A 25,159-nucleotide genomic window follows, 5' to 3' on the forward strand; every position below is an offset into this window, starting at 1 on the left:
AGCCAGGGTGACTCGTCAGACGGCGCTGCGATAGCCGAGGTGGATGTAGTCGGCTTCGTACAGCCGATCCAGCTGGGCCTGCAATGCGGGCGTCAGCACCTCGTCGAACGAGAAGGGCGGCGGCGGATGCCGCCAAGGGCGGGCATGGACATCGGGCACGCGCCGCACGCTGGCCCGGTGCAGGATCAGCGCCATGTCGGCGGCGAAGTTCTCGACCTTGCCAACGAGATCGATCTTCACGTGCTGGCGGTACTTGACCAGCATCGGCCCTTGCGGGCACCAGTGCGGGTCGCGCCGGATGTTGGTGTCGCCGGCCAGGTTGGCCTCGACAAAGCGCAGGAAGGCCGCGAAGTTGTCGCGCTGCTGCTCCAGCGTGGTGGGCTCCTGCGGGCCTGCCAGACGCAGGCCCCAGTCGCGCCGCAGCGCCTGGCGGATCGCGGCAAAGCTATGCCGGCCGGCTTGCATGATCTTCTCGTTGAAGCACGCGTAGGCGCGGCGGCCGGGATCGCGCACGAAGGTGAACACGAACGCCCCCTCCTGCAACTGCCGGGTGATCAACGCGTGCGCCTCGTCCTTGCTCTCTCGGCTGCGACTCAGGCCCGGATGCTGGTGGATGTCTTGCGGCTGGTCCGCGTAGGCCCCGCGGGCCAGGTACAGCAAGTGGTTCTGGACGGTGGTGCTGGCGCACTTGGGCAGATTCAGGTAGACGAGAGGGACCCGAGCCGCGGTGACGATGCCCATCGGCCAATGACGCACTTGGCTGGAGGTGGTGGTCATCGTCTCGGTCGCGCCAAGGCTCGGCCGGAGTCCTTGCAAAGCAGGTGCCGTACCGGCCGACGCCGGGTCCGCCGCCAGCCGTGTGGCTGCCCTCGAATGGTGCGGGTCGATCGCCAGCGCCTGCACCAGGCAAGCCCTGCGACGGGGCCACCACACACCCCGTTCTGCCAAGCGGAAGTGGTAGTCGGCGAGCCTGACCCGCTGCCTGGCCAGCTCACGGAACCCGGCCTCGTTCAAGGTCCCGGCCAGCACCTGATCGAAAACGTGGCCCAGCAAACCCAATGAGTTGAGTGCCTGTGCCGTGGTATGGCCCACGAATGGCAGCCTCAAGTTGACCCGGTTGTGGGTCGGAAGCCGCTCGACATGCAGGCGGTCCTTGAGGAAATGCGGGTCGTAGCAGGCGTACACCCGCGCCGCCGTCATCGCACCATCGACCCCATCGATGAAATCACCCTTCCAGGCCTGAGCGCGGGCGCCGGCGAAGCGCTGGTCGAACCAGACCAGATCAGGCGCCAGCGTCGACTGCGGGTTCAGCGCCAAGATGGTGCAACCCGGGGCACAGGCCGCGAAAGCCAGGGCGGCATAGCCCCCCATCGATGGCCCGTAGAAGATCACCTGCTTGAAGCCGCCGAACCATCCGGCGGCCTGCAAACGACGAAACAGCCGGTGAAGGTCGGCGCTGCGATACCAATCCGAGGCCAGGCGTTTGACGCCGAGGATGCTGACACCGCGTCGCTGCAGGAAGGCCTGACCCCAGACCGGCCGGTCGAAGTCCGTTACTTCCTTGCCCACGACGACCGGTTCGAACGTGACCACCAACGTCCGCCCACCCGGCAGAAAGTCGATCTGATGGTGCAGCAGCCGCAAGGCGGCGGGCCGGCGCGCCACACAGCAGTCCATGAAGGTGGCCTCGTCAGCGGCCAATACCGGTGCCGCCGAGACGATGGGGGGGTCAGCCATGCGCCTGCGTCTCGCCATTCGGCGAGCCCGCAACGGCCTGCAGGCGCGACAACTCGTCCTCGATGGTGTCGCGTACCGCCCTGAGCGTTGCTGAATAGGCCGCCAAACCCGCTGTGTAGTGGTGTCCGTTGAAAAGGAAGCGAAGCAACGAGGCGTCGTCAACCCAGGCGTCGCGCGGCCCCAACCCCGCGAACGCAAAGACCTCGTCGACGGCAGCCAGGCCCGACACGCCGCGCAGGAACAGCCGCTCATGACTGCAGACCCACCGCTCGGCCGCGCACGTGCCGACCACGCGCCGGAACCAGCCACGCGTCTGCCACCACAGCTGCACCTGCCGCCGCACCTGGTCGAGATCGAATGCGTCGACCGCCGCCCCTGCGCGCAGGCGCTCGCGCCAGCGCTGGACGCCGACCGCGTCCGAGAGCTTCAGGTGTTCGCTGACGATGACCGAGAACAGGTGCTCCACTGTCGGGTCACGTTCTATCACCAACAGGCGAAAGCCGCTTCGGGCCAGCCCGGCCAGCAGCATCTCGTTGAAGCCCCAGGATTCGACGTCGTAGTGATGGTGGAACAGCGCACCCGCCTCGAGGTACGCGTCGAGCTGTGACCTGGCGTGCTCCGGCTGCCCCTCATGGAAGACTCGCGAGACGTCACCCCAGACGTTGTCCCAGTGGAACGGCTGGCCCCCGGCCAATCGGCCCTGCATCGTCGGGGCCAGAAGGCGATACAGCGCCTGCGCACCGCAACGGCGAGACGACAAGATGGCAATGCGCGGCGGCGGCATGGTTTGACCCGTCACGCTGTCACCGTGCCGAACAGCCGCTGCCGGGCGTCGGCTTCGCTGGCTTCGAAATAGCTCGGCGCATCCAGCGCTTTCCAGGCCAGGCGCAGGGCGCCCAGCGTCGGGTCCGTCTCGTCGGCGGCGATGGCTTCGATCGAGATGAAACGGCATTTGTGCTTGGCTTCGCGCTGCGCCTGCTCAAAGTGGTCTTGCGGCAGCCAGCCGGGCACGGCGGCCGCGCGAACCGTCTGTTCGAACAATGCGGCTTCCTCGAGGGGGTTGATGTCCCGCAGGGCGGCTTCGGTTCGCTGCAGCTTGCCCAGCCCGCGCGGGTCGCAGCACACCACGGTGGCATTCGGATCCCACAGCGCGAAGTCACGCAGCCACGAAGGAACGGCAGGATCGACGCACATCGCCGTGGGACGGTGAGCATCCAGATGGACCAGCTCGTGCGCGAAGCCGGCCGGATCGTGGTCACGGCGGGCCCGCATGCCACTTTGCACGCCGCGCCAGGTGGGCGCCTCGGCGGCGGGGACCAGGCGCAATGGCTCGAAGACGAAGTCGAAGACCGGCAGCGATGAATCGCTTGAACGGGCTTGCCGGGCGACATCCGCCACCAGCCGCCTCGAACTCCCGTACAGCACCACATACGGCCGCTCGTTGAGGTCCATCACACCCCGCCAGGCAGGCACGGTGGCCACCCGTGCCCGCAGCGTGTCAACGGTCAGCGCACGCGCGAGGTAGGTCGCATAGTGCCCGGTGGGCACGCCAACGCGATCGAAATAGCTGAGGTCGAGCTCCGGCTGCGCCACGTGGCTGCGAATCTGCTGGTCCAGGGTGCTGGCATGGGCAGAGACCTTGCGCGCGAAGAAGAACGGCTGCCGCATCAGGTGCTCATAGTGCCCGTTCTCCAGTACCAGCGGCCGGCCCTGGTCGTCGAACTCGTAATACGTCAGGTTGTGACCCGCCACCCGTTCCGGCCGCTGAACCTGCATCACCAGCGATTGGATGGCGAACTCGTCAGGAATCCAGCTGGCGGCAAAGAAGGCGCGCAGGGACGGATCGGCCAGCCGCGCACTGACGTCCAGGGCCGTCTCGCGGGTCAGGCAGAACCACTGCGATCCAAAATGGATTCGCAGTTCCCCGGGAGGCTTGCGTCGCAGCCGCAGCCGGCGCTGCAAGGCGGTGAACCGCTCGAACAGCCAGCGGTGGGTGACGAAATTGAACGGGAAGCGAAACTCGAACCGCTCCTTCTCGAGCCCGCCTTTGACCCAACTGCGCTGCGTGATGTCGACTGCCTGGATGAAATCGATGCCGGCGCGCCGGCGAAGAAACTCCTGCAGGCTGCGCAACGGCCGAAGGGGAACGCAGCTGGCGCTGATCAGCATCAAGTGGTCCGCGCGGAACACCGGGTCTTCGGTGGCCACCCGCAGCAGCCGATGCGTTGCATCGACAAGACTGTAGTCGCCCCAGGCACACCGCACTCTTTCGGGCACGAAGGCATGCTGCACGTCCGACGGAATCTGGCGGGCCAGCTCGTCGCGTTCAGCCTGAGTCCGGCGCCCGTCGTAGTGGACATGGACCTTGATCTGCGGGTCGGCGAAAAACGGCGACCGCAGGGCTTGGGCGACCCGGGCCGCGGGCTCGTGGCACAGCAGCAGGATGGCCACGCGTGGCAGCCCATCACGCTCGACGGCGGTCGCGGACCGGCTGCTCGATGGATGCGTCCCGTCCATCAAAACCACGTGCCCGCCTGCATGAAGCCGAGCTGCATCAACTGGCTGCTGCCCGCATAGCGGACCGACACTTCGGGGTCGCGCAACACGACGTCACCTGCGTCAAAGTAGGCCTTGTACTCGGTGCTGCCAGCGTAGTGTTCGCCACGAACCATCTCTTCGGAGGCCTTCTCCCGCAGCAGGCTCACATACTTGAAATGAAACAGCACGGCCGACACCGCGTCCTTGCGCTCGTGGACAGTGCAATTCAGGCGCTTGTCGTTCAAATGGTGCATCGAGGAAACATAGCGCAGCCCCTTCGACCAGCGGACCAAAGGCACCTTGTTCAGCGCCGGCGCCTGCGCGGGTCGATCGGCAAAAAACCTTCGCATCCGGACACCGCCTTGCACCCAGAAGCCTTGCGTGTGCGGATCGAAACGCTGCGTCAGATTGAAGCGGTCGAACCAGGGGCAGACCTCGAAGGGGTCGCTGCCCGGCGTGAGCGTGGTGCGACTCAAAGGGCCGTCGCCGTAGGCGTCCAGCAGCACGGCGAACAGGCTCGGTTGGCCAATCGCGTCCAATCGCGCCGTCAGGCTGCGCAGGTCACGCTGTTCGCTGTAGGGGTAGACGAGAAACTCATCAGGGTCGACCGTGACGCACCACTTGCCGACACCGTAGCGCGCCAGCAGCGTGTTGCACCAGTCCATGCCGAAATTGGAGGCCTTGTAACTGCCATTGGCGAGCCACACCGAGCAGTCCGGTTGCTGCCCAAGGTAGTCCTGCAGGCCGTCATCCGAGAGGTTGTCGAGCACCAGAAAATGGCCAACGCCAAGCCTCCGATAGTGGTCGAGAAAGGCTGGCATCCGGGCCATCTCGTTGCGCACGCAGCACACGAGCAGGCTCCAGGCGGCGGCAATCCGGTCCGGATGGACGGACTTCGCCACCAACTGCTCGGCATGTCGCTCGATGCGTTGCCGGTCGATTCTGTCAGTGCGCCACATCAGGCCCCCAACGACTCTTCATTCCAGAAGTAGAGCCGGCCGACCCTGAACGGCAGCTTCACCGTCACCGTGGGTCGCACGCCGTTGTTCCATTCGGTGAATTGAGCCTCGCTGAGGCCGCTCACCGTGGTGTCGCCGTCGGCCAGGTCTTCGGGTTCGGCGACCACCATGACGATGTTGCGAGCCACGCGCTTGGCCTCCAGGAAGCAGGCCCGTTGGCATGGCGACAACTGATGAAACACGCGCAGCGCGACGAAGACCTGGTAGCGCTTGTCGGCAACAGGCCAAGGCGTCTCGCGCCCGTCGTGGAACCAGGTGGGCACATAGTTGAGCTGTGCCTTCTTGGCGGCAAAATCGATTGTCTCGCTGCCGTGGACGATCGAGACGCCGCCGGGCCCCATTTCCAGAACGTCGCTTGCGCTGCGCGGACGGCAGAGCTGGACGAAGTCGATCGCACTCTTGTGGTATTCCCAGCGGATCGTCATGGTCTTGGCGCGCTCCGGGGAAAGCGATTCAACCGCGGCGGCGTATTCGTCGCCGGTCAGGTATCGCACCGCTTCGCGCGCAGGCTTGCCGCCCGATTCGATGTGATCTCTGATCAGCCGTGACACCAAGGAGACGTCGCTCGTCGCGCCACCTGGCTGCCTGTCGGCTGCTGCCCACTCCGGGTGTCGCTCCAGGAAAGCGCGGTGCACGAAGACAACGCGCACCGGTATCCGCTCCACACGAAGCAACTTGGCAACGGCCAGCCGGTGCCGGCCGTCCAGAAACAGCAGCTTGCCGTCTTCGTTGATGCCAAGCTTGATCTCGTGGTCGGAACTGACGCCGGACGGATAGCCTTCACGAACGAACCGACCTAGCTCGGACGAGTCACTGAGCGCTCTTTCGGCGATGGACGCCTGTTCGAGGAAGCCATGCGTGCGAATCGACTCGTACAGGGCTCGGACGTCGTTCTCGAGGCGGTTCAGCCATTCTTCCCTCGTGCGACAGTTCCACAGGACTTCACCGGATTCGATCAGCTTCAGATTGCGCTTGAACCATACGGTGGCTTCCCAAGGCTCACCGCGCATGAAGACGGCCCGGAACGATCGGTAGACGGTGGACTCTTCGAACCGTGGCCCGGTCCCCATCGGCGGCCGGGCCACCACCTGCTCGAACGTGTTCACCTGCCCCCACCGTTGGCGACCGAAGTCAGGCGCGCGGACCGGGCTCTGATAGATCGGGGTGGAGTGGTGGACGGTGTAGATTCGGTCGGTCACGATGAAATCCAGGGCACGATGATGGGTCACGCAGGCCGGCAATGGGCCCGGCACCGACCGCTTGCATCAACGCAGCGCGGCGGGGGAATACAGCCCATCGAGCATGGCGTAGTCGGCGGCGAAGATGTCCACCAGCTTGTCGAAAACCTTCGGCGGCAGGTCCTTGACCTGAAGCTTCGGCCCTCCACGCTGTGAGTGCGGCAGCGACATCTGGACGCCTGTTCGTTGCTGCAGGTCGGCCACCAGGTCATCCAGGGCCTCAAAGGGGTAGACCTTGTCGAAGGCCTTCAGCGGAGCGCTGAACTCGCTGATCGGGCGGAAGTGGTGGTCGATCGTCGGGATTTGCCGATAGGTTTGGAACCGCTCGACGAACTGAGCCAGGCTGGGGTCGAACGCAAAGCTCTCCAGTTCCAGCGCCGGGTTGAGATTCAGCCTTTCCACATAGTTCCTGGACAGTTCCTTGTGATGCAGGACGCGGTTGCTGAAGGCAGACAGCAGGCGCTTGATCGGATCGCGCACCACCACGAACCGGAACCCTGCCGCACTGACATCGCGCATGCGAAGGTCGAAATACCGGTGCACGTGGTTCGCACCTTCGGCCAGCGCCGGCGAGAACGGCAACCCCGTGGCGGCCCGGAAGAACACTTCCTTGATCGAGGTGCAGGCCACCTTGGGAATGGGTTGGTAGCCAATGGACCACGGTGCGAGGAAGATGCCCTCGATGGCTTCACGGCCGACGGGTTCGAACGCGATTTCCGCCAGTTGCACCGGCACGGCTTTCTCGTCCGCCCGGTACAGCATAGTCGCCGGCTGACGCCGCGAGACCCGGATGGCGACCGGCTTGAACCGCGCCTGGGCTGCGCTCGGCTCGTCAGGCATCTTGGCTGCAACGGCCGGCGAGGGTTGGTCCCAGCCAAGCCGCTGACGATGGTCGCCCTGACGCAGAAACAGGCGACGATCCGGCTGCGTGGCACCCGCCGTCACGACGACACCGGACAGGCGCACCGAATCGCCCTCACGAAGCACCGAAGGCATTCGATCGAAGCGGACCAGGCGCGCCGAAGCCGCCCCTGGACCTGACGCGAGGCGCTCCACGGGTTTCAGGCAGGCCGGCGCCAGATCCGGACTGCCCGCCCAGAGTGCCTCGCGCTGCAAAAGCTCGAGCCAGCGCGGGTCGAGTGCTGCGACGAGGCTCTTGATCTCGCCGGCCAAGCGGGCCTGCCATGCGGATTCGGCGCCAGGGTTGGCGGCGGCTTCGCCGATGAACGCCCTGAACTCGCGCCAGGCGCTGCCTTGTCGCGATTCGTCTGCCGCCAGTTCGTCCAGCGCGAGCCAGTGGACCGGCTGCTTCGCCCCGCTCAAGGCGAGTTGGACGCTGCCCAGCCTGGCCGCCGCTTCACGGTCCTGCTCGATCAGGTTTTCGATCAACGCCGACTTCTGCACCGGACCAAACTGGTCGGCCAGTCGCGTCGTTGAATCGCGGATGAAGACGATCACGTTTCGGCCACTGCGCTGGGCGCCGGCGTCGGTGATGGCGGCGTGAAAGTTGTCCGGCCATCGGTCGACGCTGTGCACGAGGCCGCCGACGTTGCCGAGATAGCTGCGCAGCCGCTTTTCGTCGGCCTCCCGCGGTATGTCCTTTCGCCACCCTTTGGCAAGTGCTGCATGCTCGCCCGTTTCGGCAAAAGGCTCGACCGCGGGCTGGCCACCGTTCAAACCGGCCAGCAATGCGTCGGGCAGCCAGCGACCGATCTGGCCTGACATGCGCCAAAACCAGATGGATTGAGTGGTCTGGTCGGTGCGACGGGGGGGATCGGCCAACGCGGAAGTGTCAGTTTTCATGTGGCGAATGGACCCAGGTCATGCTGCCTGAATATGTCGCGGTAACGCTCGGTCGAACCAGCGAACCATCGGTTTCGGCGAGCATGCCCGCGTACTTGCGATATTCCTCGGCCCCGTTGAAGTGCTGCTTGCGTGCCACCTCGGTGAGCACCTTGCGCCGGAAGCCGGCGTGGTATTTGAAATGGGCAAACCAGACGGGCTCCGGCGCGGGCCTCAGGTTGCTGGCGTAGTGCAGCCCCTCGGACAACCGCACCCACGGCTGGTACTTGAAGACCGCCAGCTTTTGCGAGGTGTAGAGATTCGGTGCGGAATCCGGGATCAGCCGGTGGCGCAAGGCGCTGAGGTACGTCGGCCCGTTCGAAAACGCGCCGGAGCCCATGGCCCAGCGCAGGACGGGCACGCGGTCGAAGCATGGCGCCGCTTCGAAGGGCGCCTGTTGGGAGAAGTCGGCGGCGTCGAGATCCCCGGCCGGGTACATGTCGACCATCAGCACCCGAGCGGCGTCATGCCCTGCGGCCTCCAGGTTGCCCACCCATTGGTCGAGCGAGATCTGCTCACAGCCGGGGAAGACGAGAAACTCGTCGAGATCGGCCAGCAGCACCCACTTGCCGAGCGCGTGCGCCCCCAGCACCGCCTGCTGCCAACTGACGCCGTAGTGGGAGTGCTTGTACTCGGTGTCCGCCGAATACAGCACCACGTCGGGCTGGGCCGCCAGGTACTCACGCGTACCGTCGTCGGACAGGTTGTCGACGAAGACGAAGGCGCGCACGCCCAGTTTCCGGTAGTGCTGAAGAAAGTGCGGCGCCAGGGTCCGCTCGTTGCGCGCCACGGCCACCAGCAGCACCGAGGCGCCGTCCAGCAGTTGCAACCGGCCAACCGGACTGAGCAACTCGAGCTGATTGGTGCCTTCTCCGCCCAGCCGCACCGGCGCCGACGTGGGCCAGATGCGGGCAGGCAGCAGTTGGTCACCGGCCTGGGCCGCGTGCACCGCCGGCATGTCAGCATGGCCGTCCAGGTGGGTGACCAGCGTCGGCGTCTGCCGCGACGGGTAGAACAGGTTGTCGTAGGCGTTGACTGGCACGGCGTCGGCCCCGAACCGGCGCCGGATCAAGGTGTAGTGGCCGTGACTCGACAACCCGATGCCGCGCGTGGCCAACAGGTCGCCCAGCAGCTTGTCTTCGAGGTAGGCGCTGCGGGTCAGCCGGGCACCGCCCGTTGTCTGCAGCGCCAGGCCAATCTGCGCCATTGCGTGCCGGCTGAGGCAGTAGCCGGCGCCACCGTCCGCATAGATCGACGGCTCGGGCGACTTGTCGGCCGAACGAGCGGCGCGCTCGGTGCTCGCTCGGCTCTGATGCCAGACCCGGTTGGTGCCGCCGATGTCTCGATGCAGGCGCCGACCGTGGTAGTGGTGCCCGAGGTAAGGCGACTGCGCAAAGTAGGCCTCGGCCGCCAGGTGGCAATCGTCGTCGATCTTCAGCAGGTGCTCGAAGCGGGTGTTCCGGTGGACCCAGTCGACAAGTGCGAGCGTCTTGGCAGGCAGCGCTTCGTAGGCGTCCGACACGGCCAGGCCAAGCACGTTGCCCTGCAAGCGGCCATCACCGTCGCCGACCACGACGATCCATGGAATGCCCAGCCGGTCAAGATCGCCCGCCCACGTGTCGCGGATGGCCTGGACCCGCCCCGACAAATTGCGGCGGCACGAATAGATCGCCACCAGCGTCGAGCGGCCCGATCCGTCTGCGGCCAGCGCTGGCGACGCGCAGGCACTGCCCGCCGATTGCAGGACCGACTCGCCGTAGCGCTGCAAGAGCAGACGGCGCATCTCGGCGACGACGCGGTCCAAGGCTTCGTCAGCGCGCTCGATCAGAGCCGCCTCGAGCAGGCTGTAGCTGCCGATCAACGCCGCCGGCGGTTGGGGCAGCTCGATGCACGCATCGAACGCCGCGAGCCAACCCTCACGCAGGTCGATGAGACGAGCCAGCCGCCGGGGAACCGGCAGCGCATCACGGCAACGCAGCCAGTGCGCGCAGGCCAAGCGCACGCCCACGTAGTGCCCGTCGCGCTGGCTCAGGGCGCGCAGGGCGCGCACTTCGTTGGCGGACAGCGCCGCATCGACCGACCCGGCGGCCATGCAACGCCCGACCATGGCGGCCATCGTGCGCTGCCGCGGCAGGCCAGGCACATCGGCCAAGGCGCGAATCTCTTCCTGCAGTGCTGCGCTCGGAGCCAGCACAGGTCGACCACCCGTCGCCGCGGGCAGCGCTGCCAGGCGCAGCGCCTCGTTGCGCCCCGCCAGCAGACCCGCCAGCCGATGAAGCGGCTCGCCGCAGGAGCGCTGCAGCAAGGCCATCGACAGCTCGCGCGCGACGATGTCGGCATCGATGTTGTCGTTGGCGCGAAGCCAGGCGACAGCCCGGGCGGCGTCCGCCAGACAGGCGTCATCACCGGCGTGACCCAGCTGCAGCGCCGTGCGCACGCTGTCCCAACAAGCGCGTGCTTCGAGCAGCGCAGGCGACCAGCCCCCCACCGGACGGGCTTCGCGGTCCATGGCGCTCCAGAAATCCGGCACCAGGGCATAGCAGCGCAATGCCATGCCTTCGGCCCGCCACATCACGGTGGCGTCGGGCTCCTCCTCGGACGCCAGCAGCCTCATCAGCGCTTCGATCAGCCGCGCATCGTGCAGGCGTGACCAGTAACCGGCCTCGCTCAGGGACTGGAGCAAGTCGAGGAATGCACCGAGAAACGCCGATCTGGCCACGGAGTCCCTGGCCTGCGGATCGGCGTGGTCCAGAGCGGCGTGCATCGCACTGGCAACGCACTCCGTGTTCAACCAACCGGTCGCGCCTGCAGCAATCTTCGACAGTGCGCCATGCGCCAGCGTCCAGTCGGAGCAGGCTGCCGCCTCCGGCAACAACAGGGACAGCTCCCAGGCCGAAGCGCTGACGCTCAGGGCCCGCAATCTCCCGGCCTCCAGATGCGGCCGCAGCGACGGGTACTGACCCGTTCCGCAGAAGAAGGGGATCACCGACCACAGGAAGCGTTGCCGGATGGTCCCGCTCGCCTGGCCGTTGCCCAGCACCGTTTCCAAGGCATCGAGCGGGCGCGACGGGTCGGCAAGGAGCCGCGCATTGAACTCGCGCACCAGCTGCCATACGGTGACGGTGGCGTAGTCGTGCAACGCCGCATCGGCCAGGGCCGCTTGATCGACCTGGCCGACGGCATCGGCGCCAAGGAACTCGGCGACGCCATAGCGCTCGGCTTGGGTGGACGCGAATGCCCGCTGCCTCGCATCCAAGGTGTTCCACAGCCCCGCGGCCGCGACATGCTCCATCACGAGCAGCGCGGCGTACTGGCGCTCCCGACGCGCCTCGGCCGTTTCGTCGGGCACGGCGGCCACTTCCGCATCACGCTGGCGATCGAGCCAGGTGACGATCATGGCGCGTGACAGGTGCAGCGGCTGCTCCTGCAAGCGCCGACCCGCGACGAGCACCACCAACGACAGCGCATTCTGATCGCCAGGCGCCGCCGCCCAGACAGTCGCCGGGATCTCGACTTCGAAGCCCAGGCGGCGTCGATCGGACTGCAACGCGCGCTGGACATCGTCGCGCTCGACGCGGATCACCGCACAGTCCACCGGCCTGCCATTGCAAACCAGGCGGATCGCCTCGTCCTCCAGGCCGTCGAGGCAGGCCCAACCCCGGACCACCGCGTTTTCAATCGATTCGATGTGACCGCGCAGTCTCGCCCCTGGGTGGTTGGCGAGCAACTCGACGACATGCCAGCCGCCGCGGAACGCGACCTGTTCTTCCAACCATGCGGCCTCGGCGTCGGCAGGCCGCGGCGACGGCGAGACGGCATGCACATGCGCCGCCAGTTCGATGAAGCGGTCTTCCCACGCAGTCAACGCAGGTTGGTCGCGCAACGACTCGACCAGGCGCTCCACGCGCTCCGGCAACGGGACGCGCCCTGACTGTGCTCCGGCCCGCACGTCGACCGCCCTGGCCGCGCCACCGGGAGACCAGACCACCTGCGGCAGATGAAGGCGGAAGCCCAGCGCAACATCGGTGTCGAGGCCCAACGCATCGAGCGCGTCGAGGCGGTGCACCGCCTCGACGCGGGCCGGCGTCTGCTCGCCGTCCACCCACAACTCGACGACCGCCTGCCGCCCTTCTGACGCCACAGCCCAGCCAACCACCGTGGCGCCTTCGATACGTTCGACCACCAGCTGCTCGCGCAAGGGCGCCGAGGCGGCCTCGTCGGCCGAGCTGTTGTCCGAGCTGGCGCGCGCGCGGGCCGCAGAACGAAGACTGGGAAAAATCATGGGAACGTCAGGCCGCCGGCCGCAAGTCAGCCAGCGGTAAATCGAAGGACGCGGCAGACAGCAACCGGTCGGCCAGTTCGTCCGGGTGGTCGGCCAGCGACAGCGGCAGCAGCAGGTGCGACGGATCGTTCAGGCGCGTGCGTTCAGCCTGGGCTCCGAGGTCGAACACTGCGATGCGGCGGCCGCTGTGCAGCGCGCCGGACAGCACATAGCAATAGGTCTCCGGCCAGATCGAGGGGATCAGCACGACATGCGGATCGGCGGCGCTGATCTTTTCGAGCAGCTCGTTATCGAAGTAACGACCCAGCAGCACCACGCCCTGGTCGGCCAGGCGCGGATCGTCCATCGAATAGCCAAGCAGCGAGACCTTCAGCGGCAATGCGCGGTTACGCACCGACTGGGCCAGCCCGAGCACGACGTCATAGCCCTTGATTCGGCTGATCGCGCCGATGACCAGCACCCGCAGCGACTCGCCCGGTGCCAGGCGCAGCGGTGGCGATTCGCGCGGCGGCGGATCGTCTTCATGCGGCTCGATGCTGACGCGCAGCTGCGGCGCCATCTGAGCCAGACGACGGGCGACGTCAGCCGAAGGCACGACGACCTGCTGCGCCGCGGCCAGCAGTTGCAGCGATTGCGCCCGCCAAGTCTCGATCGTGCCGGTCTGCTCGATCAGTTTGTCTTGCGTGAGGCAACGGTTGCAGTCGTCGGCGCTCGGTTCACCGCAGTGGCGCCCTTCCGGCGTGACCAGGTTGACGCGTGGACAGACTGCGTAGTAGTCATGCACGGCCAGCCGGATCGCCAGGCCCAGGCGCTGCGCGGCCCCCATCAGGTGCTGCGCGGTCGCGGCCGGGAAATCGATCAGGTGGTGCAGATGGATCTCGCTGATCGACAGCTCGCGCAGCGCTTCCTCGAGCATGCCGTCCACATGCAAGGGCAGCGCGGCCAGGTTCTGCAGGCCATACAAGCCAGGGTGCAGCAGCGCAACGCAGCCGGCCTCGTGCGAGGGTCGCAGCTCGAAGGCCGCGGCGCCCTGAGCCAGCAGGTGTTGAGACTGCTCCAGCAAATGACGCTCGGTGCCGCCGCCTCGGTTGTGGCAGACCAGCAGCACGTTGCGGGCGGTCTTCAGGCGCTTCAGCCGCGCCAGGTCCATGCGGGCCCGGTAGACCCAGGCGGGGTCTTCGGCAATGTGCCGTGCGACATCGGCCTCGTAGTGCGGATGCAGCTTGGCCAGCGTCCGGATCGCCTTGGCGGTGCGCTCGGCGGCTTCACCCTTGAAGCTGACCGAGCCGACATGGCGCACGAACACGTCGCAGGCCAGCGCATTGCTCCAGCCGCGCCGGATGGCGCGCTGGCAGAAGTCGTTCTCTTCGCCGTAGCCACGGCCGAAATGGCGCTCGTCGAGCAGCCCAATGTCGCGGATCGCCTCGCGCCGCATGTACATGCAAAAGCCGACCCCGGTCGGCGTGCCGACATGCTTGCCCGGGTTCACCTCGGCCGCCAGGCGGTCGATCTCGGCCGGCGTGATCTCCAGGCCCAGCCGGTTGTCGCTCAGCGTTTCCGGGTAGCTGCAGATCGTCGCGTTGTTCGACAGCGGCGTCACGGTTGCCAGCCGCGGGTGATCCGCTGCATGGCGCAGCAGCCGATCCAGCCAGTCGTTGTAAACCTCGGTGTCGCTGTTGAGGATGACCACGTCGCGGTCACGGTGCAGCCGCAAGCCACGGTTCACCGTCTTGACGAAGCCCTGGTTCATCCGGTGCTGCTCGAGCGTGAAGAGATCGCGCCCGGCCAGGCTGCGCAGCATCGCGTTCAGTTCGGGCACGGGGCCTGCATCGTTGATCACGATCACTTCGTGCGGTGTGTTGACCGGCGCACTCAGCACCGTCCACAGGCAACGCAGCGTTTCCTGGGCTCCCCCATAGACCGGAATGATCACGTCGACGACCGGCTCGGCGGTGCGTGGACGCGGTGCCAGCGTGGCCCAGCGTGCCGGGTCGAGCATGTCGGCTTCGGCAGCATCCACAGCGGCCGCAGGCAGCACCCGCGACATCGTCTGCTTGTCGTTCAGGTGATGCGCGACATGACCGGTGGCGAACAGCGACAGCGGGTTGCCCTTGGCCACGCGCAGGCCCGGCTGCGAGCCGAGCAGACGCCGCATGTCGACCCCCGGCAGCGGGCTGCGCCCCTCACGCCAGCCCCAGCGCTGGAAGTGCTCCAGCGCGTCCAGGCCGGACTGGACCACGTCAGGGTTGCTTTGCAGGTAGTACTCGGCGTCGAACCACGGCGTCGGCGACAGGCCCTGGAAACGCGATACCAGGCCGTAGTGCAGCAGCCGGTTGATGCCGTGGCGCGGGCCGCAATGGGCGTCGTAATGGCGCAGATCGAACAACGGCGTCGGCGACAGGTTGGCCGAATCGCCCACCAGCACGTAGTGGCGTAACGGCGACATGCCGCGCAGCTCACTCGGCTCGATCTGGGCCAGGTAGTGTTCACGATCGAACAGGCCCAGATGACGCGTCAGCTCGATCTCGAACGACAGCAGCGCCTGCCGGTTGCCCCACAAACGACCGACGGCACGCACCAGGCGGATGCCTTGCAGCATCACCTGGGCGTCGAAGGCACGCTTGGGTACCGCAATCACAAAGCCGCCTCCATTGCCGCCCGTCCCTGGCCCGGACCGACCCTTGTCGAGTCGTGCCGGGCGCTCACTGTCAGAAGGTGGTCAGCACCTTGGCCGAAATCGCCAGTTGATAGAGGATCGACGTGATGCCACGCGCCACTTCCACCCACTTGGTCTCGACCTTCGGGAAGACGATGATCTCGTCGCCCGGACCGGGCTTGGCACCGCTCGGCGCAATGCTGCCATCCGGACGCATCAGCAGCGTCTTGTTCCGATCCGAACGCTGGGTGTAGCCGCCGACCAGGTCGACATACTCGTCGACGCCGTAGTTGGGCGTGTAGACCAGGGTGTTGGCGAAGGTGACCTCACCACTGACCGAAACCAGGTTGCTGCGCTCGGGCAGGCGGACGACATCGCCGTCTTCCATCACCGTTTCAGGCGCCTGCTCCTTGCTGGCCAAGACCACCTGGCCCTTGGGCACGATTTGGCGAGCGCGCTCGACGAACTGCAGGATCAGCTCGGCCTCGGTCTTGCGCAGGTTCGCTTCTTCCATCGTCGACGAGCGACCGGTCAGCGCCGTTACCTCCAGGCCCCGCAGCGTCTGGTCCAGGCTTTCTTTCTGCTTGGCCGCCACCGACCGGCGGTACAGCTGCAGCGCGTCCATGTTCGCCTGCGGCGCTGGCTTCAGGCGGGCGATCACGTCCCGCAGGCGCGCGCCGTACGGCATCACGAACGAGCGCTCGCCCAGGTGGGCGCCATCGATGCGGACCAGGATCGTGGCCGGGTACTTGTCGGCCGTGATGCCGACTTCGTCGCCGGCCTGGATGACGACCTCCGCGGCCTTTTCGATCGGGTGGTACTCGCTGCGGCGCTCGGCACCGATCGAACGCACGATGCTGATGTGGGTCGCATTCGGATTCGGCTGCGCCAGTGCCATCAGCTCGGTGCCGGTCACCTGCGGCTTGCTGAGCTCGAACTGGTACGGGTTCAGCACCTCACCCGACACGACCACCGCATGGCGGCGCGGGGGCACGACGATGGTATCGCCGTCCTGCAGCTGCAACGCCTCGATCTCGCCTTTCAGCAGGAATTTGTACAGGTCGATCCGCGCGCGCAGCTTGCCGTTGCGCATCACGTCCACCGCCAGGTAGCTGCCACGATCCGGGTCGATGCCGGCGGCGCGGTCGATGTAGTACAGCACCGAGTCGGATGACAGGCCGCCGTACAGACCCGGCGCGCGGACGAAGCCGGTGACGTAGACCTTCACCGGCTGCGCCGCCTCCAGCGTCGCATAGACACCGACGTTGGCACGGAAGACCTTCTTGACCGCGTTGTCGACCAACTGGTTCAGGTCGCCATTGCGAACGCCGACCACCTTCACCGGGCCGACGTTGGGAATGAAGATGTTGCCCTGAGCATCGATCGGCTGCACCGCCTCGTAGCCGGCGGCACCCCACAAGCGCACCAGCACGCGGTCACCGATGGCCAGCTGGTAGTCGGGGTTGAAGCCGCTGAACGTCACGGCACCGAAGCGGCCGCTGAACATTTGCGAGCCGAAAACGATCGGCTTGGCACCGGTGGTGGCCGTTGGCGTCGGCGGCAATGGCGCCGTGGGCGACGGAGGCGCCACCACCGGGGCGCCGACGGGCACCGGCGCCTGTGGCTGGGCCGAGGTGCCCGCCGTGGGCACGCCGGTATTCGGCGTCGGCGCCGCCGTCGTCGTCGTGCCGGTGGTCGTCGGCGGCACGGTTCCGGGCTGCGTGGTCTGCGGTGTCGTCTGCGCCAGGGCCAGGCTGGTCAGCGCACTGAGCGTCAAGGCCGCGATCAGGGCGCGTGGTGTGGTGCGGTTCATGGCGTTCAGTCCTGATGTTCCTGGATGGTGGCGACGATCAGCCGGACCACCGAGTAGACGATGGCGCACAGCGCAAGCAAGGTGAGCAGGTTGTAGATGCGGCGAGGGTACTCCGCCGACTCGGCCTTGATCGGCGCCTCGACGATGACCAGGCTCTTGAGCTTGCGTACCGCCTCAAGGCGCGCCGCCTCCAATGCGGCGTTGGCAGCCTTGTACTGGTCTTCTGCAATCGCGGCGTCCAGCACCAGGGCCTGGTACTGGGTGTTCAGCGTGCCCAGGCGATCACCGCCCTCGGAGTTGGTCGTGCGCGCCTTCTCCGCGTCCAGCTGGGCCCGGTTGGCGGCCACTTGCTGCTTCAAGGTCACGATCTGCGGCGCATCCGGCTGCATGAACGCCAGCTTGCTCTTCAGCTCGGCCTCCAGGCGCGCCACGGTCGCCTGCAGTTCGGCGGTCAGCGCCGACGCGGCAGTCGACTGGGCGATCGGATCGAGGATCTTGTTGACCGTCTGAAATTCGACCAGCTTGGCCTTGGCGGCCTGCCACTTGAGGGCCGCCGCATTGAACTCGCCCTTCGAGAATTGCATCTGCTCGGAGGCGATGCGGTGCGAGAACTCGTTGACGAAACGCTCGGCCGAATCCAGGATCGCCCGGTTCAACTTCTCGGCCATCTCGGGGTCGAAACCCTGGGTGCGAATCGTCAGCAGGCCGTTGACGTCGCTGAATTCCAGCTCGACGCGCGAACGGTAGTACTTGAAGAACCACTCCGCACTGCTGCCCGGCCACAGGCGGTAGAAGACGTCGGCGCGGGACTGTTCGAAGTGATCGCGCAGCTTCAACCGCTTGTCCAGTTCTTGCGCCAGCGTCGCCGAGTGCACGTAGTCCATCACGTACAAGGTGTCCTGCCAGCCCATCAGCCCGGCGCCGGTGCCCAGCGAGATGGCGCCGCCGCTTCCTGGATTGACGAGTGCCGACTGCACCGCAATCATCGACTTGCTGGTGTAGCGGTCGGAAGCGATCACCGCGTAGTAGATCAAGCCCAACGCCATCGGCAGGGCAATCAAGGCCAGCTTGAGCCGGCGGGGCGTGAATGCAGATGCCTTCATGGTTGCGTTGCCTTGAGTAGTTCCTGGAAGGCCGCGAGACCCTCGTCAACATCGTCGTACACCGTCGCATGACCGTTGTGGATAAACACAACGGTGCTGCACAGGTCCTTGATGTCCTTATGGTTGTGAGACACCAGAATCACGCCGGCGCCGGCGAGTTTCTCCCGAAACACCTGGGCCGCCTTCTTGCGGAAGATCGGATCGCCCACGGCCATGACCTCGTCGATCAGGTAGTAGTCGAAGTCGAAGGCCATGCTGATGCCGAAGGCCACGCGTGCGCGCATGCCGGGCGAGTACGAGCGCATCGGCAGGTCGAAGTAATCGCCGATGTCGGCGAACTTCTCGACGTATTCGATCTTCTCGCGCTTCTCCGGCCCGGACGCGCCGAACACCCGGCAGACGAAGCGGGTGTTGTCGCGCGCACTCAGCGAGCCCTGGAACCCCCCCGACAGCCCGACTGGCCAGGAGATGCTTTCGCTCGTGATCACCTCGCCTCGGTCGGGCGAATCCAGCCCGGCCAGCAGGTTCAGCAAGGTCGACTTGCCTGCGCCGTTGCGGCCGATCAGGCCCACGCCGGAGCCGCTCGGCAACTTGAAATTCAGGTCCTTGAAGACGTACTTCCGGCCATGGGCGCTCGGGTACGACTTGGTGAGGTTTCGCAGTTCGATCATCGCGTCTTGCTCACGACCGAACCAGCACGCGCTGCCGGTTGACAAAGAACAGCGACACGCCGAGGAACAGCAGCACCATGCCCACCGCCAATGGGTAGTCGAGGTTGACGCCCATCAGCGGGTGGTAAGTCGGGAAGAAGGCCCAGCGCGACAGCTCGACCAGATGCAGCAAGGGGTTCCACATCAGGATCTGGATCACCAGGGGCGGGAAATTCGTGATGGGGATCAGCACGCCCGAAGACAGATACAGCGGAAACGAAGTCAGCTGCAGGAAGGTGCTGAGTGCCGGGAACTTCTTCACGCCCACGGCCGACATCAACCCTGCTCCGACGCCCCAGAGGATGAAGATCGAAACGATGCCCATGTATTCAATGGGTTTGTCCGGCAGCCAGCGATAGCCCATCCAGGCGAAGATCAGCATGAAAGCGACGAAGATCATCGTGTACATCACGACTTCCATGATCGCCCGCGCGGCCATCGCATCGGCCGGCTTGACCTGCCGGTAGCCGAACAGGCCCGCATTGCCCTCGACCGCGTTCATCATCCGGAACCAGATATTGCGGAAGGTGAAGAACGGGATCATCGCGATCGTCAGGTAGACCGCCACGTCGATCATCACGCCCGCGGTGCGTTCACGAACGATCACGCGCAGCAGCAGCAGCACCGCGATGTTGGCCATCGGCTCGAACAGCACCCAGACCAGGCCGACCAGGCGATTGCCGAAGCGCGTCTTCAACTCGCGCAGGATGAGCGCGAAGACGACGGCCTTCTGGATTTGCCAGGAACTGCGTTTCATGGTCGGGGTTGGGCGATGCCGGTCGAACGCGCCAGCAAAGCGGGAACTCTATCCGACGCGACAGGGGGAGGTCCCGGCGGTCTGTCAGCAAGTATCAGCACAAATCCCTCCGCGGCCGGCACCCAGGCCAAGACCGGGTGCCTTGTCATTCGCGCCGCCATTGTGCCCTGGCCAGGCCCCAAGCCCCTCCACGAATTGGGGGCAGCCTCCCGCAGCGCTGCGCCGGCGCCACATCCGGCCCGGCCCCGGGCCGATGCGCTGCCGACGACAATGCGCCGCGCGCCACCATGAACATCCTCTTCATCCACCAGAATTTCCCCGGCCAGTTCCGCCACCTGGCCCCGGCCCTGGCCGCGGCGGGGCACCGGGTCGACGCGCTGGCGATGCACCAGCGCCCCCCGCCGCGCGGCGTCACCCAGCACGTCTATGGCGTTCAGCGGCGCCCCGGCAAGGACGTGCACCCTCTGCTGAGGGAGGCCGAAACCAAGATCCTGCGCGCCGAGGCTTGCGCGGCGGCGATGCTGCAGCTGGCCAAGGGTGGCTATTGGCCGGACCTGGTGATCACCAACCCGGGCTGGGGCGAAGCGCTGTTCGTCAAGGACGTCTTCCCCGACACCAAGCTGGTCAGCCTGCTCGAATTCTTCCACGGCACGCCGGACGGCGATTTCGGCTTCGACCCCGAGTTCTCCGCGCCGTCGATCGAGGCCCGGATGAAACATCGGCTGAAAAACCTGGCCTTGATCGAGTCGCTGCTGGCGATGGACCATGGCGTCGCGCCAACCGCCTGGCAGGCTTCGCGGCTACCGGCCGAGTACCGCTCGCGCGTTGACGTGATCTTCGACGGCATCGACACCGACCACGTGCGGCCCGATCCGGCCGCGCGCTTCACGCACCCCCAAGTGCCGGTCGAACTCGCCGCCGGCGATCCAGTGGTGACCTTCGTCAATCGCAACCTGGAGCCCTACCGTGGCTACCATGTGTTCATGCGTGCCCTGCCCGAGATCCAGCGCCGTCTGCCCGATGCGCGGGTGCTGCTGGTCGGGGCGGACAGCGTCAGCTACGGCGCCGCCGCGCCGGCCGGCACGACCTGGAAGCAGCGTTTTCTCGACGAGGTGGCGGGCGACCTGGACCTGAGCCGCGTCCATTTCCTCGGCCAGCTGCCCTATGCCAGCTACCTGCGCCTGCTGCAGGTGTCGGCGACCCACGTCTACTTGACCTACCCATTCGTGCTGTCCTGGAGCTGCCTCGAGGCGATGAGCGCCGGCTGCCACGTGGTCGGCAGCCGCACGGCGCCGGTGCAGGACTACATCGAGGACGGCGTCAACGGCAGCCTTTTCGACTTCTTCGATCAGCACGCATTGGCCGACCTGGTCGAAGACGCGGTGCGCAACCGGCCTGCCCACGCCAGTTTGCGCGAAGCCGCCCGCCGCACGGTGGTCGAACGTTGCGACCTGCGCAGCGTCTGCCTGCCGCAATGGCGGGCCATGCTGTCGACGCTGATGGAGCAGCCGGTATGAGGGATGGAGCGACCTGATGTGGCGCCGCCTGCTCGGCAGCCAGGCCCGCATCGTGCCGCCAGTTGGCACGCCGGCCACCGCCGCGGCGGCGCGTCGCCTGCTGGTGTTGGAAGAAGGGGCCACGCCCAGCGGCGACTACATCCTGTTGCCGTGGTTGGCCGCGATGGGTCCGCCGGTGGTGCGGCTGGATGCCCGCCAGGCGCCCCGCACCGGCCAGATCGAGCCCGGCGACTTCGTGGTCGTGCAGCGGTATCTGCACGCCCCCTGGCGCCAGGCCGTCGAGCGCCAACGGCCCGAGTTGGCCGGGCTGGCCTGGTTCCTCGACGATGACCTGCTCGATCCGGAGGCACTGACCGAACTCGCCGCCCCCTATGCGCGCAAGATTCGTCAGCTCGCGCTGTCACAGCGGCCGTGGTTCGAGCAGATGGGCAGCCAGTGGTGGGTCGCCACCGAGGCGCTGGCCCGCAAGTACGCGGAGGCCCGGCCGACCGTGTTGCCGCTGGCGCCGCCGCGCCGCCTCGTAGAGCCCGGGGTAGCAGTACGCGTCGTCTACCACGGCACGGCCTCTCACCAGCGTGAAATCGAGTGGCTGCATGACGTGATGGCCGAGGTGCAGCGGCGCTGCGCCCACACCTGGTTCGAACTGTTCGGCGAGTTGCCAGTCAACCGGCGCTTTCGTGACCTGCCGCGCGTCGCGGTGCTGCACCCCATGCGCTGGGAAAGCTACCTTGCCTACACCGCCGGCCAGCCGGCCGACATCGGTCTGGCCCCACTGCTGCCGGGCGTTTTCAACGCCGCACGCGGGCCGGTCAAGTTCATCGACTACACCCGCCAGGGCGCGCTGGGCCTGTACAGCCAGGTGCCGCCCTACGAAGGTTTCGTGCGTGACGGCATCGACGGTGTGCTGCTGCCGAACGAGCCCGAAGCCTGGGTCGAGGCGATCGCGCGCTGGGCCGGCGACGCACCGGGCCGCGCTGAACGCGTCGCGGCGGCACGCGCGCGCTTTGGCTGACGGCCGCGTTCAGGCTTCGGGCAGCGCGCGCCGGTACTGCACCGCCTCGGCCACCGCGGCGACACTCACCTCGCCTGCACCGGCCAGGTCGGCAATCGTGCGAGCCAGCTTCATCACTCGGTGCAGGCTGCGGCCGGACCAACCCAGCCGGCCAGCCACGGCTTGCAGGAATTGAGCGGCGGCAGGCTCGAGGCGGCACACCGCATCCAACTCGCCGGCGGCAATCTCGCTGTTCGGTGTCGCTTGGCGTTGCAGCTGTCGCTGCCGCGCGTGCGCCACGCGCTCGGCCACGGCCGCGCTGGCCTCACCGTCGGCAGCGCCCATCAGTGCCGCGGCCGTGATCGCGGGCACCTCGACCTGCATGTCGATGCGGTCCAACAGCGGACCCGACAGCTTGCCCTGGTAGCGCGCCACCGCGTCGGGCGAGCAACGGCAGTTCTTGCCCGTGGCGGCGAAAGCCCCCAGCCAACCGCAAGGACAAGGGTTCATCGCGGCCACGAGCTGGAAGCGTGCCGGGTACTGGGCCTGCCGTGCTGCCCGCGAAATCGTGATCTGCCCGGTCTCCAGCGGCTCTCGCAAGGCCTCGAGCGCTGCGCGCGGGAACTCGGGCAGCTCGTCGAGGAACAGCACCCCGCCGTGGGCGAGCGAAATCTCGCCCGGTCGCGGGGGCGAACCGCCCCCCACCAGCGCAACCGCGCTGGCGCTGTGGTGGGGGTGGCGCACCGGCCGGATGCGCCATTGCGCCGGCTCGAAGCCACGCACCGAGACACTGTGCAACGCCGCGGTCGCCAGGGCCTCGTCGTCGCTCATCGGTGGCAGCAGACCGGCCAGCCGCTGGGCCAGCATTGACTTGCCGGTGCCCGGCGGTCCCACCAGCAGCACGCTGTGGGCGCCGGCCGCGGCGATCTCCAGCGCACGCTTCGCGGCCGATTGACCCTTGACGTCGCGCAGGTCGGTCAACGCGACCGCGCCAGCGTCGGCTTCAGCCTGCGCCATCGGCAGTCCCAAGCCGCTGGCCTGGCCACCTCCCACCGGCTGCAGGGCCTGGACCACCTCCACCAGGTGGCGCGCAGCGCGGATGTCGAGCCCTTCGACCCGTGCCGCCTCGGCCGCACTGGCCGCCGGCAGCACGAGCGTCGGACGCGGCGTCGCCTCCCGCGCTGCCAACGCCAGTGCCAATGCACCCCGCACCGGCCGCAACTCGCCCGCCAAGGACAACTCGCCGGCGAACTCGAGGCCCTTCAGCCGCCGGATATCGACGAGGCCCTGCGCAGCCAGGATGCCGAGTGCGATCGGCAGGTCGAAACGGCCGGACTCCTTGGGCAGATCGGCGGGCGCCAGATTGACGGTGATCCGCTTGTTGTGCGGGAAGGCAAAGCCGCTCTCCGCCAACGCTGCGCGCACCCGTTCGCGGGCCTCCTTGACCTCGGTGTCGGCCAGGCCGACCAGCGTGAAGCTGGGCAGGCCATTGGCCAGATGAACCTCGACCCGGACTTCGGGCGCCGCGAGCCCGTCCAAGGCGCGGCTGGCGACAACGGCCAACGACATGCGAAACAACCTCCCTCGACGAAAGCGCCGGTGCATCGCCGGTCGCCCCAATGTCCCCGCGATTGTGCGCAGGCGAGCCGGAAATGCCCTTCCCCCGCTTGGGGGAGGCAATAGCGCACCGCATTGGTGCCATTTCGCATCAGCGATCGCCTTTGGTGCATCGCGGGCCACCACCAATGCACCGCTGTGCGACGTTTCCGCTTGTGACCGCATCACCGGGTCACCATGGCACGGAAGCTGCAAACAACCCCGCGGGAGTCCATTTGCATTGAGGAGTGCGCGAATGACGAGAACTATGAGCCCGGGCCTGATGGCCACCACCTTGTGGGTGGCGCTGCTGGGGTCTGGCGCGGCGCAGGCCGCCGACACGTCGCTGACCTTCAACGTCGGCGCCGTCAGCGACTACCGCTACCGCGGCATCTCGCAAACCCGTCTGCAGCCGGCGCTGCAAGGCGGCATCGACCTGGGCCTGGCCAACGGCCTGTACCTTGGCACCTGGGCCTCGACGATCAAGTGGATCGACGACGCTGGTGGCAATGCGGACATCGAAATCGACCTGTACGGCGGCTGGAAGGGCGAGATCGCCAAGGGCTTCACGCTCGATGTGGGCGCGCTGACCTACCAGTACCCCGGCAACGACCTGGACCCCAGCGCCAACACCACTGAGATCTACGGCGCCTTGAGCTACGCGATGTTCACGCTGAAGTACTCGCACAGCGTGACCAACCTGTTCGGCTTCGCCGACAGCAAAGGCAGCGGGTATGTCGACCTGTCGGCGTCGTTCGACGTCGGTGGCGGCTGGATGCTGGCGCCACACATCGGTCACCAGACGGTGCGCCACCTCAGCGCTGCCAGCTACACCGACTACTCGCTGGCGATCAGCAAAGACTTCAACGGCCTGGTGCCCAGCCTGGCCGTTGTCGACACCGACACCGACGCCTACGTCGGGCCCAACGGCAAGGACCTCGGCAAGGCCGGCGCCGTGCTGGGCGTCAAGTACAACTTCTGAAGCCCCAAACCTAGGAGCAAACAACCATGAAAATGGTGACCGCGATCGTCAAGCCGTTCAAGCTGGACGAAGTGCGTGAGGCCCTGAGCGCCATCGGCGTTCAAGGCATCACGGTGACCGAAGTAAAGGGCTTCGGTCGTCAAAAAGGCCATACCGAGCTGTACCGCGGCGCGGAGTACGTGGTCGACTTCCTGCCCAAGGTGAAGATCGAAGCGGCGATCGACGACGCACTCGTCGACCGCGTGATCGAGGCCATCGAGGCCTCGGCCCGCACAGGCAAGATCGGTGACGGCAAGATCTTCGTCTCTGCCTTGGAGCAGGTCGTGCGCATCCGAACCGGCGAGACCGGCAAGGACGCCCTCTAACTACATCCGAGAC

General features: G+C 66.8%; 17 protein-coding genes. 4 read left to right on the top strand and 13 right to left on the bottom strand.

The genetic code is table 11. The annotated features are described in order from the left end of the window. Positions 1-15 precede the first annotated feature (15 nt). The 12 genes from VFY73_RS24760 to VFY73_RS24815 form a co-directional block, all read right to left on the bottom strand. Positions 16-1,737: a sulfotransferase family 2 domain-containing protein gene (locus VFY73_RS24760; RefSeq protein WP_329723881.1), complete on the bottom strand. Its 1,722-nt coding sequence runs from the start codon at positions 1,735-1,737 to the stop codon at positions 16-18. Beyond that, complete coding sequence (locus tag VFY73_RS24765) at positions 1,730-2,497, bottom strand: hypothetical protein (protein ID WP_329723883.1); 768 nt, start codon at positions 2,495-2,497, stop codon at positions 1,730-1,732. The genes VFY73_RS24760 and VFY73_RS24765 overlap by 8 nt, the downstream gene beginning before the upstream one ends. 35 nt (positions 2,498-2,532) lie before the next feature. After that, the gene (locus VFY73_RS24770) at positions 2,533-4,254 is read right to left on the bottom strand and encodes a beta-1,6-N-acetylglucosaminyltransferase (protein WP_329723885.1); all 1,722 of its coding nucleotides are present in this window, start codon (positions 4,252-4,254) and stop codon (positions 2,533-2,535) included. Continuing rightward, positions 4,254-5,234, bottom strand: coding sequence for a glycosyltransferase family 2 protein (locus VFY73_RS24775; protein WP_329723887.1), 981 nt, complete (start codon positions 5,232-5,234; stop codon positions 4,254-4,256). Before VFY73_RS24775 ends, VFY73_RS24770 begins: the two co-directional genes overlap by 1 nt. Next, the gene (locus tag VFY73_RS24780; RefSeq protein ID WP_329723889.1) at positions 5,234-6,493 is read right to left on the bottom strand and encodes a hypothetical protein; all 1,260 of its coding nucleotides are present in this window, start codon (positions 6,491-6,493) and stop codon (positions 5,234-5,236) included. Before VFY73_RS24780 ends, VFY73_RS24775 begins: the two co-directional genes overlap by 1 nt. Positions 6,494-6,559: 66 nt before the next feature. Continuing rightward, positions 6,560-8,221, bottom strand: coding sequence for a sulfotransferase family 2 domain-containing protein (locus tag VFY73_RS24785; RefSeq protein WP_329723891.1), 1,662 nt, complete (start codon positions 8,219-8,221; stop codon positions 6,560-6,562). 103 nt (positions 8,222-8,324) lie between these two features. Continuing rightward, the gene (locus VFY73_RS24790; protein ID WP_329723893.1) at positions 8,325-12,656 is read right to left on the bottom strand and encodes a glycosyltransferase family 2 protein; all 4,332 of its coding nucleotides are present in this window, start codon (positions 12,654-12,656) and stop codon (positions 8,325-8,327) included. Positions 12,657-12,663: 7 nt separating this feature from the next. Continuing rightward, complete coding sequence (locus VFY73_RS24795; protein ID WP_329723895.1) at positions 12,664-15,294, bottom strand: glycosyltransferase; 2,631 nt, start codon at positions 15,292-15,294, stop codon at positions 12,664-12,666. Between the two features lie 70 nt (positions 15,295-15,364). Further along, on the bottom strand, positions 15,365-17,125 hold the full coding sequence (locus VFY73_RS24800; RefSeq protein ID WP_329723897.1) for a polysaccharide biosynthesis/export family protein: 1,761 nt from the start codon (positions 17,123-17,125) through the stop codon (positions 15,365-15,367). 5 nt (positions 17,126-17,130) lie between these two features. Then, positions 17,131-18,228, bottom strand: a complete 1,098-nt coding sequence (locus VFY73_RS24805; protein ID WP_329723899.1) for a capsular biosynthesis protein — start codon at positions 18,226-18,228, stop codon at positions 17,131-17,133. Further along, positions 18,225-18,899 carry an ABC transporter ATP-binding protein gene (locus tag VFY73_RS24810; protein ID WP_329723901.1) on the bottom strand — a complete coding sequence of 225 codons (675 nt, stop codon included), beginning with the start codon at positions 18,897-18,899 and terminating at the stop codon, positions 18,225-18,227. Before VFY73_RS24810 ends, VFY73_RS24805 begins: the two co-directional genes overlap by 4 nt. A 10-nt stretch (positions 18,900-18,909) precedes the next feature. After that, positions 18,910-19,695 (bottom strand): ABC transporter permease, encoded by a 786-nt coding sequence (locus VFY73_RS24815; RefSeq protein WP_329723903.1) that lies wholly within the window; start codon positions 19,693-19,695, stop codon positions 18,910-18,912. A gap of 287 nt (positions 19,696-19,982) precedes the next feature. Here VFY73_RS24815 and VFY73_RS24820 point away from each other — a divergent pair, with 287 nt between their 5' ends. Next, positions 19,983-21,212 carry a glycosyltransferase gene (locus tag VFY73_RS24820; protein WP_329723905.1) on the top strand — a complete coding sequence of 410 codons (1,230 nt, stop codon included), beginning with the start codon at positions 19,983-19,985 and terminating at the stop codon, positions 21,210-21,212. 16 nt (positions 21,213-21,228) lie between these two features. Further along, positions 21,229-22,224, top strand: a complete 996-nt coding sequence (locus tag VFY73_RS24825; protein ID WP_329723907.1) for a hypothetical protein — start codon at positions 21,229-21,231, stop codon at positions 22,222-22,224. A 9-nt stretch (positions 22,225-22,233) separates the two neighbouring features. Here the strand turns inward: VFY73_RS24825 and VFY73_RS24830 are convergent, their stop codons facing one another. Further along, positions 22,234-23,772: a YifB family Mg chelatase-like AAA ATPase gene (locus tag VFY73_RS24830; protein WP_329723909.1), complete on the bottom strand. Its 1,539-nt coding sequence runs from the start codon at positions 23,770-23,772 to the stop codon at positions 22,234-22,236. Between the two features lie 283 nt (positions 23,773-24,055). On the opposite strand from VFY73_RS24830, the gene VFY73_RS24835 reads away from it, so the two are divergent. Further along, positions 24,056-24,781 carry a TorF family putative porin gene (locus tag VFY73_RS24835; RefSeq protein ID WP_329723911.1) on the top strand — a complete coding sequence of 242 codons (726 nt, stop codon included), beginning with the start codon at positions 24,056-24,058 and terminating at the stop codon, positions 24,779-24,781. A gap of 26 nt (positions 24,782-24,807) precedes the next feature. Beyond that, the gene (locus VFY73_RS24840; RefSeq protein ID WP_329723913.1) at positions 24,808-25,146 is read left to right on the top strand and encodes a P-II family nitrogen regulator; all 339 of its coding nucleotides are present in this window, start codon (positions 24,808-24,810) and stop codon (positions 25,144-25,146) included. Positions 25,147-25,159: the final 13 nt, after the last annotated feature.

The organism is Ideonella sp. (assembly GCF_036277275.1).
Lineage (GTDB): Bacteria > Pseudomonadota > Gammaproteobacteria > Burkholderiales > Burkholderiaceae_C > Ideonella.

What these genes read in the sequence shown, in the direction of transcription:
- VFY73_RS24810 (WP_329723901.1), bottom strand. Translation starts at nt 18,899, where the DNA reads ATGATCGAACTGCGAAACCTCACCAAGTCGTACCCGAGCGCCCATGGC.
- VFY73_RS24830 (WP_329723909.1), bottom strand. Translation starts at nt 23,772, where the DNA reads ATGTCGTTGGCCGTTGTCGCCAGCCGCGCCTTGGACGGGCTCGCGGCG.
- VFY73_RS24770 (WP_329723885.1), bottom strand. Translation starts at nt 4,254, where the DNA reads ATGGACGGGACGCATCCATCGAGCAGCCGGTCCGCGACCGCCGTCGAG.
- VFY73_RS24805 (WP_329723899.1), bottom strand. Translation starts at nt 18,228, where the DNA reads ATGAAGGCATCTGCATTCACGCCCCGCCGGCTCAAGCTGGCCTTGATT.
- VFY73_RS24790 (WP_329723893.1), bottom strand. Translation starts at nt 12,656, where the DNA reads ATGATTTTTCCCAGTCTTCGTTCTGCGGCCCGCGCGCGCGCCAGCTCG.
- VFY73_RS24840 (WP_329723913.1), top strand. Translation starts at nt 24,808, where the DNA reads ATGAAAATGGTGACCGCGATCGTCAAGCCGTTCAAGCTGGACGAAGTG.
- VFY73_RS24760 (WP_329723881.1), bottom strand. Translation starts at nt 1,737, where the DNA reads ATGGCTGACCCCCCCATCGTCTCGGCGGCACCGGTATTGGCCGCTGAC.
- VFY73_RS24835 (WP_329723911.1), top strand. Translation starts at nt 24,056, where the DNA reads ATGACGAGAACTATGAGCCCGGGCCTGATGGCCACCACCTTGTGGGTG.
- VFY73_RS24825 (WP_329723907.1), top strand. Translation starts at nt 21,229, where the DNA reads ATGTGGCGCCGCCTGCTCGGCAGCCAGGCCCGCATCGTGCCGCCAGTT.
- VFY73_RS24820 (WP_329723905.1), top strand. Translation starts at nt 19,983, where the DNA reads ATGAACATCCTCTTCATCCACCAGAATTTCCCCGGCCAGTTCCGCCAC.
- VFY73_RS24775 (WP_329723887.1), bottom strand. Translation starts at nt 5,234, where the DNA reads ATGTGGCGCACTGACAGAATCGACCGGCAACGCATCGAGCGACATGCC.
- VFY73_RS24800 (WP_329723897.1), bottom strand. Translation starts at nt 17,125, where the DNA reads ATGAACCGCACCACACCACGCGCCCTGATCGCGGCCTTGACGCTCAGT.
- VFY73_RS24815 (WP_329723903.1), bottom strand. Translation starts at nt 19,695, where the DNA reads ATGAAACGCAGTTCCTGGCAAATCCAGAAGGCCGTCGTCTTCGCGCTC.